At 67.1% G+C, this 14,254-nt stretch carries 12 protein-coding genes; 10 read left to right on the forward strand and 2 right to left on the reverse strand.

Annotated features, from left to right (window positions below; all coding sequences use genetic code 11):
* Nucleotides 1–37: 37 nt before the first annotated feature.
* Complete coding sequence (locus V8683_RS12490; protein WP_411191810.1) at nt 38–2,386, reverse strand: FdhF/YdeP family oxidoreductase; 2,349 nt, start codon at nt 2,384–2,386, stop codon at nt 38–40.
* Nucleotides 2,387–2,567: 181 nt separating this feature from the next.
* Here V8683_RS12490 and V8683_RS12495 point away from each other — a divergent pair, with 181 nt between their 5' ends.
* The 7 genes from V8683_RS12495 to V8683_RS12525 all read left to right on the forward strand — a co-directional run bounded on the left by V8683_RS12495 (nt 2,568) and on the right by V8683_RS12525 (nt 10,227).
* Nucleotides 2,568–4,016, forward strand: a complete 1,449-nt coding sequence (locus V8683_RS12495; protein WP_411191809.1) for an aminotransferase-like domain-containing protein — start codon at nt 2,568–2,570, stop codon at nt 4,014–4,016.
* Nucleotides 4,017–4,027: 11 nt separating this feature from the next.
* On the forward strand, nt 4,028–4,336 hold the full coding sequence (locus V8683_RS12500; RefSeq protein WP_411191808.1) for a helix-turn-helix domain-containing protein: 309 nt from the start codon (nt 4,028–4,030) through the stop codon (nt 4,334–4,336).
* Between the two features lie 105 nt (nt 4,337–4,441).
* On the forward strand, nt 4,442–5,371 hold the full coding sequence (locus tag V8683_RS12505) for a LysR family transcriptional regulator (protein ID WP_411191807.1): 930 nt from the start codon (nt 4,442–4,444) through the stop codon (nt 5,369–5,371).
* Nucleotides 5,372–5,473: 102 nt separating this feature from the next.
* Complete coding sequence (locus V8683_RS12510; protein ID WP_411192530.1) at nt 5,474–5,902, forward strand: MarR family winged helix-turn-helix transcriptional regulator; 429 nt, start codon at nt 5,474–5,476, stop codon at nt 5,900–5,902.
* 99 nt (nt 5,903–6,001) lie between these two features.
* Complete coding sequence (locus tag V8683_RS12515; protein WP_411191806.1) at nt 6,002–7,099, forward strand: HlyD family secretion protein; 1,098 nt, start codon at nt 6,002–6,004, stop codon at nt 7,097–7,099.
* Between the two features lie 110 nt (nt 7,100–7,209).
* A complete protein-coding gene (locus V8683_RS12520; protein WP_411192529.1) occupies nt 7,210–8,745 on the forward strand; it encodes a DHA2 family efflux MFS transporter permease subunit in 1,536 nt (511 codons plus the stop codon).
* A 15-nt stretch (nt 8,746–8,760) separates the two neighbouring features.
* Complete coding sequence (locus V8683_RS12525) at nt 8,761–10,227, forward strand: efflux transporter outer membrane subunit (RefSeq protein WP_411191805.1); 1,467 nt, start codon at nt 8,761–8,763, stop codon at nt 10,225–10,227.
* Between the two features lie 37 nt (nt 10,228–10,264).
* On the opposite strand, the gene V8683_RS12530 is transcribed toward V8683_RS12525, so the two are convergent.
* Nucleotides 10,265–11,185 (reverse strand): cupin domain-containing protein, encoded by a 921-nt coding sequence (locus tag V8683_RS12530; protein WP_411191804.1) that lies wholly within the window; start codon nt 11,183–11,185, stop codon nt 10,265–10,267.
* A gap of 152 nt (nt 11,186–11,337) precedes the next feature.
* Here V8683_RS12530 and V8683_RS12535 point away from each other — a divergent pair, with 152 nt between their 5' ends.
* The 3 genes from V8683_RS12535 (at nt 11,338) to V8683_RS12545 (ending at nt 14,201) form a co-directional block, all read left to right on the forward strand.
* Nucleotides 11,338–11,874 (forward strand): carboxymuconolactone decarboxylase family protein, encoded by a 537-nt coding sequence (locus tag V8683_RS12535; RefSeq protein ID WP_411191803.1) that lies wholly within the window; start codon nt 11,338–11,340, stop codon nt 11,872–11,874.
* 375 nt (nt 11,875–12,249) lie between these two features.
* Entirely contained in the window at nt 12,250–12,684 is a 435-nt protein-coding gene (locus V8683_RS12540; RefSeq protein WP_411191802.1) for a MarR family winged helix-turn-helix transcriptional regulator, read from the forward strand.
* 170 nt (nt 12,685–12,854) lie between these two features.
* The gene (locus tag V8683_RS12545) at nt 12,855–14,201 is read left to right on the forward strand and encodes a TAXI family TRAP transporter solute-binding subunit (protein WP_411191801.1); all 1,347 of its coding nucleotides are present in this window, start codon (nt 12,855–12,857) and stop codon (nt 14,199–14,201) included.
* Nucleotides 14,202–14,254 lie beyond the last annotated feature (53 nt).

Raw genomic sequence — 14,254 nt, forward strand, 5'->3', positions numbered from 1 at the left:
ACTCTTTTCGAACGCGCGTGAGTCGCGGCGCGCGCGTTCAGGCCACGCCGGCTTCGGCGCGCGCCGCATTCACTTCCGGCACTGCAGCTGCTTTCGCCGGGCTCAGCAGCACGGGAATCGACTTGGACGTGGGCGTGCCGGCGCCGTCCGCGACGGAGGAGAGCGGCACGAGCGGATTCGTCTCGGGGTAGTAGGCGCCGAGGCAGCCGCGCGGAATGTCGTACTCCACGAGCAGGAAGTCCTCCACGTGCCGCTTCACGCCGTCGTCCCAGACGCTCGTGATGTCCACGTGCTGGCCCGCCTCGAAGCCGAGCATCGCGAGATCCTCGCGGTTCGCGAACAGCACGCGGCGCAGGCCGTACACGCCGCGATAGCGGTCGTCGAGGCCGTAGATCGTCGTGTTGTACTGATCGTGCGAGCGCGTCGTCATCAGCGTGAGGAGCCGCTCGCCGTGCAAGGCGCGCGCGCGGTGCAGGGGCGTGTCGAGCGCGACGGGATGCACGACGAACTGCGCCTTGCCGCTCGGCGTCTTCCATACGCGGTCGCGCGAGGCCACGCCGAGGTGAAAGCCGCCCGGCTTCTTGAGGCGCTCGTTGTAGTTCTCGAAGCCGTCGAACACCTTCTCGATGCCGTCGCGAATCTTCGCGTAGTGGCTCGCCAGATCGAGCCAGTCCACCTTGCCGCTGCCGAGCGTGGCGTGCGCCATGCGCGCGACGATGGCGATCTCCGAAAGCAGGTTCGCCGAAGCCGGACGGTTCATGCCGTACGAGATGTGGACCATGCTCATCGAATCTTCCACGGTCACACCTTGCGGCACGCCGTTCTGCAGGTCGATTTCGGTGCGGCCGAGCGTGGGCAGGATCAGCGCGTCGCGGCCGTGCACGAGGTGGCTGCGGTTGAGTTTCGTGGTGATGTGTACCGTGAGATCGCAGGCCCGCATCGCTTCCCACGTGCGCGGCGTGTCGGGCGTCGCAATCGAGAAGTTGCCGCCCAGGCCGATGAACACCTTCACCTTGCCTTCGAGCATGGCGTGGATCGTTTCCACCACGTCGTAGCCGTGCTCGCGCGGCGGCTCGAAATCGTAGGCCTTGCCGAGACGGTCGAGGAACGCCTGGGTCGGCTTTTCCTCGATGCCCACCGTGCGGTCGCCCTGCACGTTCGAATGGCCGCGCACGGGGCACAGGCCCGCGCCGCGCCGGCCGATGTTCCCGCGCATCATCATGAGGTTCGAGAGCAACTGGATCGTCGGCACCGAGTTCTTGTGCTGCGTGAGACCCATGCCCCACGTCGAGATCACGGCGCGCCCCTTCGCGTAGATGTCCGCGAGCCTCAGCACCTCTTCGAGCGGCACGCCGGCTTCGGCGACGAGGGTGTCCCACGACTCGGCTCGCAGATCCTCGGCGAAGGCGGCGAAGCCCACCGTATGCTGCGCGATGAAGTCGATGTCGAGCACGCGTTCGCCGCCGGCCGCGAGCGCCGCGTCGTTGAGTTCGATCACGCGCTTGGCCACGCCCTTGATGAGCGCGAAATCGCCGCCGACGCGCGGCCGGATGAACACCGAACTGATCTTCACGCCGGAGGGCGAGAGCATGTCGAACGTATGCTGCGGGCTCGCAAAGCGTTCGAGCCCGCGCTCCTTGAGCGGATTGATCGAGACGATGGTCGCGCCGCGCTTCGCGCACTCGCGCAGCTCGCCCAGCATGCGCGGATGGTTGGTGGCGGGATTCTGGCCGAAGATGAGAAGCGTGTCGGCGTGCTCGAAGTCGTCGAGCGTGACCGTGCCCTTGCCGATCCCCACCGTGCCCGGCAAGCCGCGGCTCGTGGCCTCGTGGCACATGTTCGAGCAGTCGGGGAAGTTGTTCGTGCCGTACAGGCGCACGAAAAGCTGGTAGAGGAACGCGGCTTCGTTGCTCGCGCGGCCCGAGGTGTAGAACGCGGCGCGGTTCGGATCGTCCAGCGCCTTGAGATGCTTCGCGACGAGCTTGAACGCGTCGTCCCACGTAATGGGCACGTAGCGGTCGCGCGCGGCGTCGTAGACGAGCGGATCGGTCAGGCGGCCGTGCTGCTCCAGTTCGTAGTCGGACTGGGTCATCAGTTCGCTGACCGTGTGGGCCTCGAAGAACGCGGGCGTGACGCGCTTGCCCGTGGCTTCGGCGGCCACGGCCTTCACGCCGTTCTCGCAGAACTCGAAGGTGGACGCATGCTCGCGGTCGGGCCACGCGCAGCCGGGGCAATCGAAGCCGTCCGGCTGGTTCTGCTTGAGCAGCATGCGGAAGTCGCCGCCAGGCACCCTTTCCTTGACGAGGTTGATCGCAACCTGCTTCAAAGCGCCCCAGCCGGCGGCGGGGTGGTGATACGGCTCGATGCGGGCGGACGGCTTCTTCATGATGCGTGGTGTTCGAGGTCAGGGCGCGAAGCCCGGTGGAGCAAAGCCTACTGTGTTCCTGTGCGAGCGGAGGTCACAGAAAAATGGAAAGTCGAGGGATACAGTTGCGGCGATTTGTCATAGACTGCGGGGATTGCCCCGAGATCCGCCTTTATCGGCGCCCAGGCCGCCCACGCCAACCATGACCCGCTACGAACGCCTTGCCGACGATATCGAAGCCGCGGTGCGCCGCGGCGTGTTCGGGGCGGGCGAGCGCATTCCCTCGGTGCGGCGCGCGAGCGAGCAGCACGGCGTGAGCATCAAGACGGTGCTGCACGCCTACGCCTTGCTGGAGAGCCGGGGGGTGATCGAGTCGCGGCCGCAGTCGGGCTATTTCGTGCGGGAATCCCGGCGTGTGCGCGGCGCGGCGTCGCGCGATGGCGACCTCGCCGCGCCCAAAGCGGGCCGCGCCAGCGCTCCGAAGCCGCCCGCGGCCGCGCGCGTGGACGTAAGCCGCCTCGTGCTCTCCACGCTGCGCAGCATCGGCGCGCAGGACGCCGTGCCGCTCGGCTCGCCGTATCCCGACCCGGCGCTGTATCCGTGGCGCCGCATCAACCAGTACGCGAACGCCATCGCACGCCGCCATGCGAGCTGGAACCTGATCGACGACCTGCCGCCCGGCAACCCCGAACTGATCCGCCAGATTGCCCGCCGCTATGCGGAAAACGGCACGCCGGTCGACCCCGAGGAGATCGTCGTTACCGTGGGCGCGACCGAGGCCATCAATCTGAGCCTGCAGGCCGTGGCGAAGCCCGGCGATACGGTGGCCGTCGAATCGCCAACCTACTACGCGATGCTGCACGCCATCGAGCGGCTCGGCATGCGCGCGATCGAAGTGAGCACGCACCCGGAGACCGGTCTCGACCTCGACGCGCTCGAGCGCGTGCTCAGGCGTCAGAAGGTGGCGGCCTGCATGGTGATGCCGAATTTCCAGAACCCGCTGGGCTTTCGCATGCCCGACGAGCGCAAGGCGCGGCTCGTGGCGCTGGCCGAGGCGCACGACATGCCACTCATCGAAAACGACGTCTATCAGGAGCTTTATTTCGGGCAGACGCGGCCCACGCCGCTCAAGCATTTCGACACGAGCGGAATCGTGCTGCACTGCGCCTCGTTTTCGAAAAGTCTTTCGGCCTCCTACCGCATCGGCTGGGCGATGCCGGGCCGCTATCGCGCCCAGGTCGAAAAGCTCAAGTTCCTGAACACGCTGACCACGCCCTCGGTGCCGCAAGTCGCGCTTGCCGACTATCTGCGCCACGACGGCTACGATCGCCACCTGCGCCGCCTGCGCCGCTTCTACCGGCAACAGGCGCGGCTCATGCGCGCCATGGTGCAGCGCTTCTTTCCTGCCGGCACGCGCACGTCCGACCCGCAGGGGGGCTACGTGCTGTGGGTGGAACTGCCGGCGAGCGTGGATTCGATGCGGCTCTATCAGGCGGCGCTCGCGCGCGGCATCACGATCGGGCCGGGTTACATGTTCTCGATGCGCGACGACTTTCACCACTACATCCGGCTGAACTACAGCTACCCCTGGACGGCGCAGACTGAGGCGGCGCTGAAAACGCTTGGCGATCTGGTCGCGCAGAGGATCTGAGGAAAGAGACGATGAACGCAGAAACGAATGGAGCAGGCGACGAAGACGAGGGCATCGACCCGGTGCTGGTGGCCGTCCTCGAACAGCTCTGGCGCGCCGGGCGCGAGACGCCGGAGCGCGCGTGGTCGCTCGCGAAGCTCTCGAAGCAGGCCGCCGTGCCAATGAGCGGGCTGCGCAGACATTTGACGGCGCTGGTGGACAGCGGCCTCGTGGTGATGACGCTCGCGGAAGACGGCACGGGCACGGCGAGCCTTTCCGCGGACGGCCGGGCGTTTTGCGCGGAGGTGTTCGGCGAGGGCGCGCCCGGCGGCGGCGTTTGACGCGGCGGCGAGGGGCATATGAGGGCAACCTCGGGCAAAGTATTGCGGCTGGCGCTAAGCTAGCGGCCATCGGTTTCAATTGACAAAGACGGGCAACAACGTCCCATGGACTATATCGACAGCCTGCGGATCTTCCGCTCCGTGGTCGAGGCGCGCAGCTTCACGCGCGCCGCGGACATGCACGGCTTCACCACCCCGGTCGTCTCGCGCGCGATTGCGCGGCTCGAAAAGCGCCTCGGCAGCCGGCTCTTTCACCGCACGACGCGCGCCGTTTCGCTCACCGAGACCGCCGAGCGCTTCTATGAAGGCTGCTGCCGCGTGCTGGACGACCTCGACGCACTGGAGGCAGGCGCCTCCGAGCAGACGCGCGAGGCGAGCGGCGTGCTGCGGCTCGTCGCGCACACCACGGCGACGGTGAGCCGGCTCGTGCCGCTCATCTCCAGCTTCAAGCGCGCGCATCCGCTGGTCACGCTCGACGTGATCCTCACGGAGCGCCCCGTCGATCTCGTGGCGGACGGGTTCGACATCGGCCTCTTGCTGCCGTTCATGCTCAACAGCGACACCACGGTGACGCGTCTGCTCGAACGCATTCCGCTCGCGCTCGTGGCGGCGCCCGGCTACCTCGCGCAGAATCCGGCGCCCACGCATCCCTCCGATCTCGCGCACCATACCTTCCTGACGATGCCGCCTTCGCTGCGCAAGCCGGAGCTGTCGTTCCGTCGCGGCGACGAAGAGGTGACCGTGCCGCTGCGCTACGAGGTGGCCTCGAACAACCCCGAGTTCAACCGCGCGATGGCGCTGGAGGGCTTCGGCATCGGCATCCTGCCGGTGGGGCTCGTGCACGCGGAGCTGGCGGCGGGCCAGCTCGTGCTCTTGCTCGACGACTACGAGATCATCAACGCGGCGATCGAGATCCGGCTTGCGTACAGCACGCGCACGCTGCTGCCGGCCAAGGTGCGCGCCTTCATCGACCATGCGACCGCGTTCTACGATGAGATGGAACAGTCGGGGCCGGAGGCGGCACCGGTGCTTTAGTAAGTAAAATGAAGGGTTGGCGCCCATTATTGCCGCGGCATTCACACTGTGATGCCGGTCCTGGCACTTGTCCCCGGACCGGTTGCGCGCTAGTCCGTGCATATGCACACTAACCCGACACTTCGGCTTCCCGAACATGACGACTGTTTCGCCGTTCGCCAGGCCGCCCGTCATTTGTCGCAGCTTTACGAGCGGCATCTTTCGGCGGCCGGGCTGACACCGACGCAGTTCAGCATACTCGGCGCGCTCGAACACCGGTCGAGCCTGACGATGGCGGAATTGGGCCGGGTCCTGGTGATGGAGCGCACCACGCTCGTGCGTGCGCTGCGGCCATTGTTGCGCAACGGCCTCGTGGCCGACGCCGCCGCCACGCGCCGCCGTCAGCTTGCGTTGACGCCCGAAGGCCGGGAGCGCTTCGGCATTGCGGGCGAGTATTGGCGTTCGGCGCAGGACGAGTTCGAGCGCCGCTTCGGTCCGCAACGGGCGGCGTGGCTGCGGCGCGAACTGTTTCGCGTCACGCGTGCGGTCTGAGGGAGTTTCGGTCGTGCAGCAGTTTCGTTGCCGGTTCGCTTGAAGTCGAACAACGGCGCTTTTTTTGTCTTGATTAGTGCATATACACAGGTGAGCGACATGTCGAGTCCTTCCACTTCCGCCACAGGTCAGGCCGCCGGGCGCGCCCGGACGGCCCAGCCGCCATGGATGGCGCTGGCCGTCGGCGCCGTCGTGCTGGTGCTCGCGCTGGCGCTCGGCTACTGGTTCTTCGTGCTGCGCTTCGTGCAGACGACCGACGATGCCTACGTGGGCGGCAACGTCACGGTGATGGCGCCGCGCGTAAGCGGCTTCGTGAACGACATCCTCGTGCAGGACAACCAGTATGTGCACGCAAACCAGGTGCTGATCCGCCTCGATGCGCGCGACTACGACGCGAAGCTTGCCCAGGCGAATGCCGGGGTGGACAGCGCGCGCGCCGCCGTGGCCGAGCTGGAGGCGCGCCAGGTGCTGCAGGAGGCCGTCATCAACCAGCATCAGGCGGAGGTGCGCGCGTCGAACGCGGAACTCACGCGCAGCGGCGAGGACGAGACGCGCTATCGCGAACTCGTGAAGGACGACGCGGTGTCGAACCAGCTCGTCGAGCGCGCCGATGCGGACTACGCGAAGGCGCAGGCCTCGGTGGCGAGCAGCGGGGCGGCGGTGCAGGCGGCGCAGCGCGAGCTGGGCGTGCTGGCCGCGCAACTGGCCGACGCGAAGGCGCGCGTCGCCACGGCCGAAGCGAACCAGCGGCTTGCGGCGCTGAACGTCGAGTACACGACGATCCGCTCGCCGGTGGACGGCTACATCGGCAACCGCACGGCGCGCGTGGGCCTGCTCGCGAACGTGGGCGCACCGCTCCTGACCGTGGTGCCGGCGACCGACCTCTGGGTGGATGCGAACTTCAAGGAAGACCAGTTGAAGAAGATGCACGCGGGCGACCGTGCCGACGTCGAACTCGACGCGGCGACCGGCACGCTGCACGGCTACGTGGAGAGCCTCGCGCCCGCCACGGGCGCAACCTTCAGCGTGCTGCCGCCCGAGAACGCCACGGGCAACTTCACGAAGATCGTGCAGCGCGTGCCGGTGCGCATTCGCCTCGACGTGCCGAAGGGCATGGAAGGCGTGCTGCGCCCGGGCCTCTCCGCAACCGTGAAAGTGCATCTCGGCGACACCGTGAAGACGGCGTCGGCGCACTGAAAAGGGTGAGCGACATGAATGCCCCCCAGACCGAGGCCACGCTGGAGCGCCCGCTTGCCGCGCCCGCCGCCGCGGCCCCCGCAAAGCCGCTCGAACCGCATCTCCAGCCCATGGCGCAGCGCGCGTTCGCGTTCGCGCTCATGTGCATCGGCTTCTTCATGGCGACGCTCGACATCCAGATCGTCGCCTCCTCGCTGCGCGACATCGGCGGCGGTCTTTCCGCGAGCCAGGACGAACTTTCCTGGGTGCAGACGGCCTATCTGATCGCGGAGATCATCGTGATCCCGATGTCGGGCTGGCTCTCGAAAGTGTTCTCCACGCGCTGGCTCTTTGTTGCGTCGGCGGTAGGCTTCACGATCACGAGCATGCTGTGCGGCCTCGCCTGGGATATCAACTCGATGATCCTCTTTCGCGGCCTGCAAGGGGCATTGGGCGCCGCGATGATTCCCACGGTGTTCACGACCGCCTTCGTGCTGTTTCCGGGCAAGCAGCGGATCGTGGCCTCCACGACGATCGGCGCGCTCGCCTCGCTCGCACCCACCATCGGCCCCGTGATCGGTGGCTGGATCACCGACCAGTGGTCGTGGCACTGGCTGTTCTATCTGAACGTCGTGCCGGGCATTGCCGTGGCCATGCTCGTGCCGCGCTACGTCCACGTGGACGAACCCGATCTCTCGCTGATCAAGCGCGGCGACTACCTCGGCATCGCGTTGATGTCGGGTTTTCTCGGCTGCCTCGAATACGTGCTCGAAGAAGGGCCGCGCAAGAACTGGTTCGGCGACCACGTGATCGTCGCGTGCGCCTGGATCTCCGCGATTTGCGGTTTTCTTTTTCTCGTCCATGCGATGACCGCGAAAGATCCCATTGTCGATCTGCGCGCGCTTGCCGTGCGCAACTTCGGCATCGGCAGCCTGCTCTCGTTCGTGACCGGCATCGGCATCTTCGTCTCCGTGTTCCTCACACCGCTTTTTCTGGCCGAAGTGCGCGGTTTCAGCTCGCTGCAGATCGGTCTTTCGCTGCTCTCGGTCGGCGTGTTCCAGCTGCTTGCGCTTGGCGTGTACGCGTTTGCCACGCGCTACGTCAGCATGCGCGTGCTGATGGTGTTCGGCCTCGTCATGTTCGGGCTGGGCTGCTATCTCTACGTGCCGCTCACGCACGACTGGGGCTGGCAGCAGTTCCTGCTGCCGCAGGCGCTGCGCGGCATCGGCCAGCAGTTCGCGGTGCCGCCCATCGTGACGATGTCGCTCGGCTCGCTGCCGCCCTCGCGGCTCAAGTCGGCCAGCGGCCTCTTCAATCTGATGCGCAACCTGGGCGGCGCGATCGGCATTGCCGTGAGCGCGACCATGCTCAACGACCGCCTCAACTTCCACTATCTGCGGCTGAACGAGAGCGTGACGCACGGGCAGCCGCAGGTGGAGTCGCTGCTCGCGGGGCAGGCGTCGTACTGGTCGTCGGTGGCGGGCGATGCCCTTGACACCGGTGCGGCGGCCCTCGCGAACCTGCATGCGCTCGTGTTGCGCGAAGCCCTCGTGCTCACGTTCTCGGACACGTTTTTCGTGCTTTCCCTGTGCTTCGTGGTCGCCCTTGCGAGCGTGATCTTCTCGAAGCCGATCGGGCTGGGCGCCCCGCCCCCCGACGCTCACTGAGCCATGGAGATCAACATGGATTCCTCCTCGAACATCATGCCGCTGCGCGTCGTGCGCACGCTGGTTGCCTCGCTCGCGAGCGCCATGCTCGCGGCGTGCGCGGTGCAGCCCGCCACGCACGCCGACCTACCGGCCGCCGTCCGCACCACGGCGCCCGCCGCGTGGCGCATCGACACGCCGCAGGACGCGGTGGATGCGCAAACGTGGTGGGGGCAGTTCGGTGGCCCGACGCTGAACCAGTTGCTCGACACGGTGCTGCACGGCAACCTGGACCTGCAGGCGGCGGCCGAGCGCGTGAAGCAGGCGCAGTCGATCACGACGCAAAAGCACGCCGTGCTGCTGCCGCAACTGGACTTCACGGCACAGGGCGCCTACGAACGCGAGAACGTGCCGCCGCCACTCGGCTACGTGAAAGAGGCGGGCGCGGGGCTCGCGCTTTCATGGTCGCCCGACGTGTTCGGCGGCGAGCGGCTCGACCTGCTGGCGGCCCAGGCGAACCTCGTGGGCCAGCAGCATGCGCTGGACGCGGTGCGGCTCGCGCTCGCGGCCGATACGGCCTCAGCCTATGTCGACCTGCGCTGGGCCCAGGCGGAACTGAAGATCCTTCAGGATAACGTATCGATCCGGCAGCGCGCATTGGCGCTCACCCAGGATCGCCTGAAGTATGGGCTTTCGACGCAGCTCGACGTTACGCGCGCGCAGACGCAACTGAGCGAACTGCAGGCGCGCATTCCGCGCGCGCAAGCAAGCATCGAGCATCAGTTGAACCTGATCGCAGTCTATACGGGCCGCACGCCCGAATCGGTCGCGCAGCTTGCGCTGGCGACGCCCGCGCCCATTCCGGTTGCGCCGGCGGGCACGCCGCAACTGTTGCCCTCGGAGGCACTGCTGCGCCGCCCCGACGTGCAGGCGGCCTATGCAACCGTCGAACAACGCGCCGCCGAAGTGGGCGTGGCGCGCGCGGAGCGCTATCCGAAGTTCTCGCTGAACCTTTCGGATGGCGTGCTGGCCGCTTCGTACCTGGGCATGCCGACGCTCACCGACAACCTCTTCAGCGCGGTGCTGGGCGCGACGAGCCCGATCTTCAACGCGGGCCGCATCACGGCCGACATCGACCAGAGCGAGAGCCGCATGCGCGAGTCGCAACTGAACCTGCAGCAGACCCTGCTGCAGGCGCTGCGCGAAGTGGAGGACAGCCGCACGGATCTCGTGAGCACGGCGGGCCAGACGCAGCAACTGACCGATGCGGTGGCGGCCTCGTCGCAGGCGCTCAAGCTCGCGAACCAGCTCTACAAGGGCGGCGCGACCGACTTCCTCGACGTGCTGACGGCGCAGCAGACCTATCTCGCCGACGCCGACCTGCTCAACCAGGCGCAGCGCGAGCACGCGCTCGCGGCGGTGGCGCTGTACCGTTCGCTGGGCGGCGGCTGGAGCCAGAGCGGCGACGTGATCGCGAAGACGGCGGATGTCCCGCGCGGGTGAAATCGTGCAAGGCCCCCACCGCCTGACGAAGCCGGCGCTACTCGCGCGCCGCCGCGCGCCACTGCGCGGGCGTCATGCCCACATGACGCTTGAACACGCGCTGAAACGCGGCGTCGGACTGGTAGCCCACCGCTTCGCCTATCTCGGCCACCGGCTGGCTGCCCTGCGCGAGCAGGCGGCCCGCGAGGGCCATGCGGATTTCGGTGAGCACGTCCGCGGCCGAGCGGCCGAAGGCCTCGTCGAAATGGCGCGCGAAGGTGGCCCGCGACATATGGCACAGCGCGGCGAGGCCGGGCAGCGTCCAGTCGTTGCCGGGCGCGTCGAACATCGCGTCGATGGCGGGCTGCACGCGCGGGTTGCGCGCAAGCGCGAGCAGGCCGCGCGGCGGCGTGTCGCCCTCGCTCGCGTAGCGCAGCGTGAGCGCGAAGAGTGCGCCCGAAAGATGGTTCACGAGCGACTCGCTGCCCGCCGCCGCTTCGAGGGCCTCGTCGCGCATGAGCGCGATCAGGCGCACAAGACGCTCGGGCGCAACGCCTTCGTCGTGCACGCTGCGCACGATGAGCCTTGCGGGCAGGTTGTCGCGCAGGAGCCGTTCCGGCACGGCGGGCAGCAGAAAGCGGCCGCACAGCAGATCGGCGGGCGCTTCCGTGCCCTCGTTGGTCTCGACGGCGAGGCCGTTGCGCATGTGCCGTTGCGTGGCGGCCGGCGTCTCGCCGCTGCCGTCGTGCAGCGTGTGGGCGCCGCCGGTGGGAAAGAGCACGATGTCGCCGGCGCGCATCGCAACGGGGGCGCCGTGTGCGTCTTCGAGCGTGGCCCGGCCGCTCAGGAGCACGTGATACGGGATCTCGCGCGCTTGCGCGCCCGGGTGTTCGATGCGCCACGGCGTGCCGAAGTGGCAGCGCACGTCGAGACGTCCCGTGACGGGCATGAGCGCAAGCAGGCGGCTGAGCAGGTCCATGGCGGCAAGCTCCGCGTAAGGAGTGAGATGAGACGATTGAGCATGAATTCGCGTCATTGTGGCATTAAAAGGACGGGTCCGCGCGACTAGACTGGCATCACGCCATCGACGATGGCCGTGCAAATCCAACCACCGAGTTCAAGGAGTCGATCATGTCCCGCCTTACCGCCATCCAGCCCGCCGACGCCACCGGCGCCACCGCCGAAGTCTTCGCGAAGATCCGCAAGGCCGTCGGCAAGGTGCCGAACGCTTACGCCACCATCGGCAGCCATAGCGCCGAAGCGCTTGGCGCGATTCTCGGCGTCGAAGCCGTGATTGCCGCGGGCACGCTCACGAAGCAGGAAGTCGAAGCCATCAAGCTCGCCGTGAGCGAAGTGGCGGGCTGCGACTACTGTCTGGCCGCGCACACGCTGGCGGGCAAGTTCGCCGGTCTTGCGCCGGAAGCGATGAAGCGGATTCGCGCAGGCGCGCCCACGGGCGACGCGAAGCGCGATGCACTCGTGCACTACGTGCGGGTGCTCGTGACGACTCGCGGCACCGTGCCCGAAAGCGAGGTGAACGCGATTCAGGAAGCCGGCTATACCGAGCGCCAGATCATCGAGATCGCGCTGGCGGTGGCTTCGATCACATTCACGAATCTCGTGAACCGCGTGAACGACACGACGCTGGATTTTCCGGCCGTGGCGTAAGCGTTTTTGCCAACCTGCGTGCGTCGGCGACGTAACGTCGTGACGCTGAGTCGAGACATAAAGCGTGTCATGCCGGACGAAGTTTGCCTCGACGAAAGCATTTGAATGTGTGCATATGCATATATAAAATGAATCGACGCATGCAGTTTTTGTTTGAGGGAGGATCGAAGATGAGCACTCGCGAGATCGTACTGTGCGAACCGGTGCGCACGGCAATGGGCGGATTCGACGGCGCGCTGAAGGGCGTGCCGGCAACGGCATGCGTCGCGGCGTGGTGACGGTATGCGTTGGCGGTGGCCAGGGTATCGCGCTCGCGCTCGAGGCCGTATGATGGCCGTGCGCCGCGTGGTGTGGAACTGCAGGGAGTGAATGGCAATGACGAAGCGGGTGACTCGCGAAGAATGCAACTGTTTTGCGCTGCGGCAGGCCGCGCGCTTCGTCACGCAGCTTTATGAGCGGCACCTCTCGCAGGCGGGCGTCACGGCTGCGCAGTTCACGATCCTCTCGCGCCTCGCCAGCCGGCCCGATGCAACGGCCGCCGAACTCTCGGACGACCTCGTGATGGACCGCACCACGCTCGTGCGTGCGCTCAAGCCGCTGCAGCGCGACGCGCTCGTGGTTTCGGCGGCGTCGGACCACGACACGCGCGTGCTCGTCTACCGCCTTTCGGCAAGCGGCTTGCGGCGCTACGAGAAGGCGCATGTGCTCTGGCAGGACGCGCAGGCCGAATTCGAGCGCTATGTGAAGCGCGACCGCGCGAAGGCGCTGCGCGGCGAGTTGTTTGCACTGACGAAAGCCGCGGCGGCCTGAGCGGCTTCCCAACTGTTTCCCAGCCGCTTTCAATCCGTAAGCACGCCTGAAGCGTGCATAAAGCGCGCAGCCAGCATTGCGATCTGGCGCGAAAATGGCATCATGAGATCTCGGCGCCTGCCGTCAAATGAGCAGGCCACAGGAGTCTGACGCTTCGCCGCCGGGTTCTCATGAAACGACATCGACCGCCGCCGCCGCACTTCATCCGCGAGCACACGCATTACGCGTGGCGCGATCTCGCCCTCACCTCGCTGCCCGTGGCGTTCTTCTGCGCCATCGTGGTGGCGCTCGTGGTCTGGCTCGTCAATCCCGCGCCGCCGCGCACCATCACCATTAGCGCCGGCCCGCGCGACAGCGCCTTCATGGCGATGGCCGAGGCCTACCGCACGATCCTCGCGCGCAACGGGGTGAAACTCAAGATCATCGAGTCGGACGGCTCGGTGCAGAACCTCGCGCGCCTGCTCGATCCGAAGCAGCACGTCGACGTGGGCTTCGTGCAGGGCGGCGTCGTCGACGGCAAGGACGTGAGTTCGCTCATGTCGCTCGGCAGCGTGGAGTATCTGCCGATGGTCGTGTTCTACCGCGGCTCGGGGCTCACGCAACTCTCGCAGCTCGAAGGCAAGCGCATCGCCATCGGCCGCGAGGGCAGCGGCACGCGGCTCCTTTCGCTCAACCTGCTCGACGCCAACGGCATCGATCCCGGCGGCGACACCACGCTGCTGCCGCTCGACGGCTTGCAGGCGGCGACGCAGCTCGTCTCCGGCAATGCCGACGCGGCCATGCTGAGCGGCGACTCGGCCACGCGCGGCCTGATGTTGCGTCTGCTTACGATTCCAGGCATCTCGGTGATGAGCTTCGACGAGGCTTCCGCGTATACGCGGCTTTTCCCGTATCTGGAGGACGTCGAACTGCCGCCCGGCGTGCTGGACCTGCGCCGCCGCGTGCCTGCCGAGACCATCCACCTCATCGGGCCGACGGTGGAGATCGTGGCGCGCGACACGCTGCATCCGGCCGTCTCCGACCTCTTGATCGAGGCGGCGACCGAGGTGAACGGCGCGCCGGGCCTGTTGCAGCGCGCCGGCGAATTCCCGAACACCGAACTGCACGACTTTCGCATCAGCGAGGACGCCACGCGCTACTACAAGTCGGGCAAGAGCTTTCTCTACCGCACGCTGCCGTTCTGGCTGGCGAGCGTGGCGGACCGGCTGCTCGTGCTGCTGCTGCCGCTCGCAGTGCTCGTGATTCCGGCGCTGCGCACGATTCCGGCGCTGTACAGTTGGCGCGTGCGCTCGCGCATTTACCGCTACTATGGCGCCCTCATCGCCATCGAGCGCGATGCGCTCAAGCACACGAGCGAGGCGGAGCGGCGTCAGTTGGCCGAGGACCTCGACGAAATCGAGCGTTCGCTGAACACGGTACGCATGCCGCTTGCCTATGCCGACGCGTTCTACGTGCTGCGCGAACACATCGGTTTCGTGCGCGCTCAACTGGGCGCGAGCGAGACGACGACGCAGTAATGCATGGCGGATTGTTTCGTAGCGCGAAGCGAAGTGGGTGATTGATGCGTGAC

This window comes from Paraburkholderia sp. AV2, from assembly GCF_054968425.1.

What these genes read in the sequence shown, in the direction of transcription:
- V8683_RS12490 (WP_411191810.1), bottom strand. Translation starts at nt 2,386, where the DNA reads ATGAAGAAGCCGTCCGCCCGCATCGAGCCGTATCACCACCCCGCCGCC.
- V8683_RS12495 (WP_411191809.1), top strand. Translation starts at nt 2,568, where the DNA reads ATGACCCGCTACGAACGCCTTGCCGACGATATCGAAGCCGCGGTGCGC.
- V8683_RS12500 (WP_411191808.1), top strand. Translation starts at nt 4,028, where the DNA reads ATGAACGCAGAAACGAATGGAGCAGGCGACGAAGACGAGGGCATCGAC.
- V8683_RS12505 (WP_411191807.1), top strand. Translation starts at nt 4,442, where the DNA reads ATGGACTATATCGACAGCCTGCGGATCTTCCGCTCCGTGGTCGAGGCG.
- V8683_RS12510 (WP_411192530.1), top strand. Translation starts at nt 5,474, where the DNA reads ATGCACACTAACCCGACACTTCGGCTTCCCGAACATGACGACTGTTTC.
- V8683_RS12515 (WP_411191806.1), top strand. Translation starts at nt 6,002, where the DNA reads ATGTCGAGTCCTTCCACTTCCGCCACAGGTCAGGCCGCCGGGCGCGCC.
- V8683_RS12520 (WP_411192529.1), top strand. Translation starts at nt 7,210, where the DNA reads ATGGCGCAGCGCGCGTTCGCGTTCGCGCTCATGTGCATCGGCTTCTTC.
- V8683_RS12525 (WP_411191805.1), top strand. Translation starts at nt 8,761, where the DNA reads ATGGATTCCTCCTCGAACATCATGCCGCTGCGCGTCGTGCGCACGCTG.
- V8683_RS12530 (WP_411191804.1), bottom strand. Translation starts at nt 11,185, where the DNA reads ATGGACCTGCTCAGCCGCCTGCTTGCGCTCATGCCCGTCACGGGACGT.
- V8683_RS12535 (WP_411191803.1), top strand. Translation starts at nt 11,338, where the DNA reads ATGTCCCGCCTTACCGCCATCCAGCCCGCCGACGCCACCGGCGCCACC.
- V8683_RS12540 (WP_411191802.1), top strand. Translation starts at nt 12,250, where the DNA reads ATGACGAAGCGGGTGACTCGCGAAGAATGCAACTGTTTTGCGCTGCGG.
- V8683_RS12545 (WP_411191801.1), top strand. Translation starts at nt 12,855, where the DNA reads ATGAAACGACATCGACCGCCGCCGCCGCACTTCATCCGCGAGCACACG.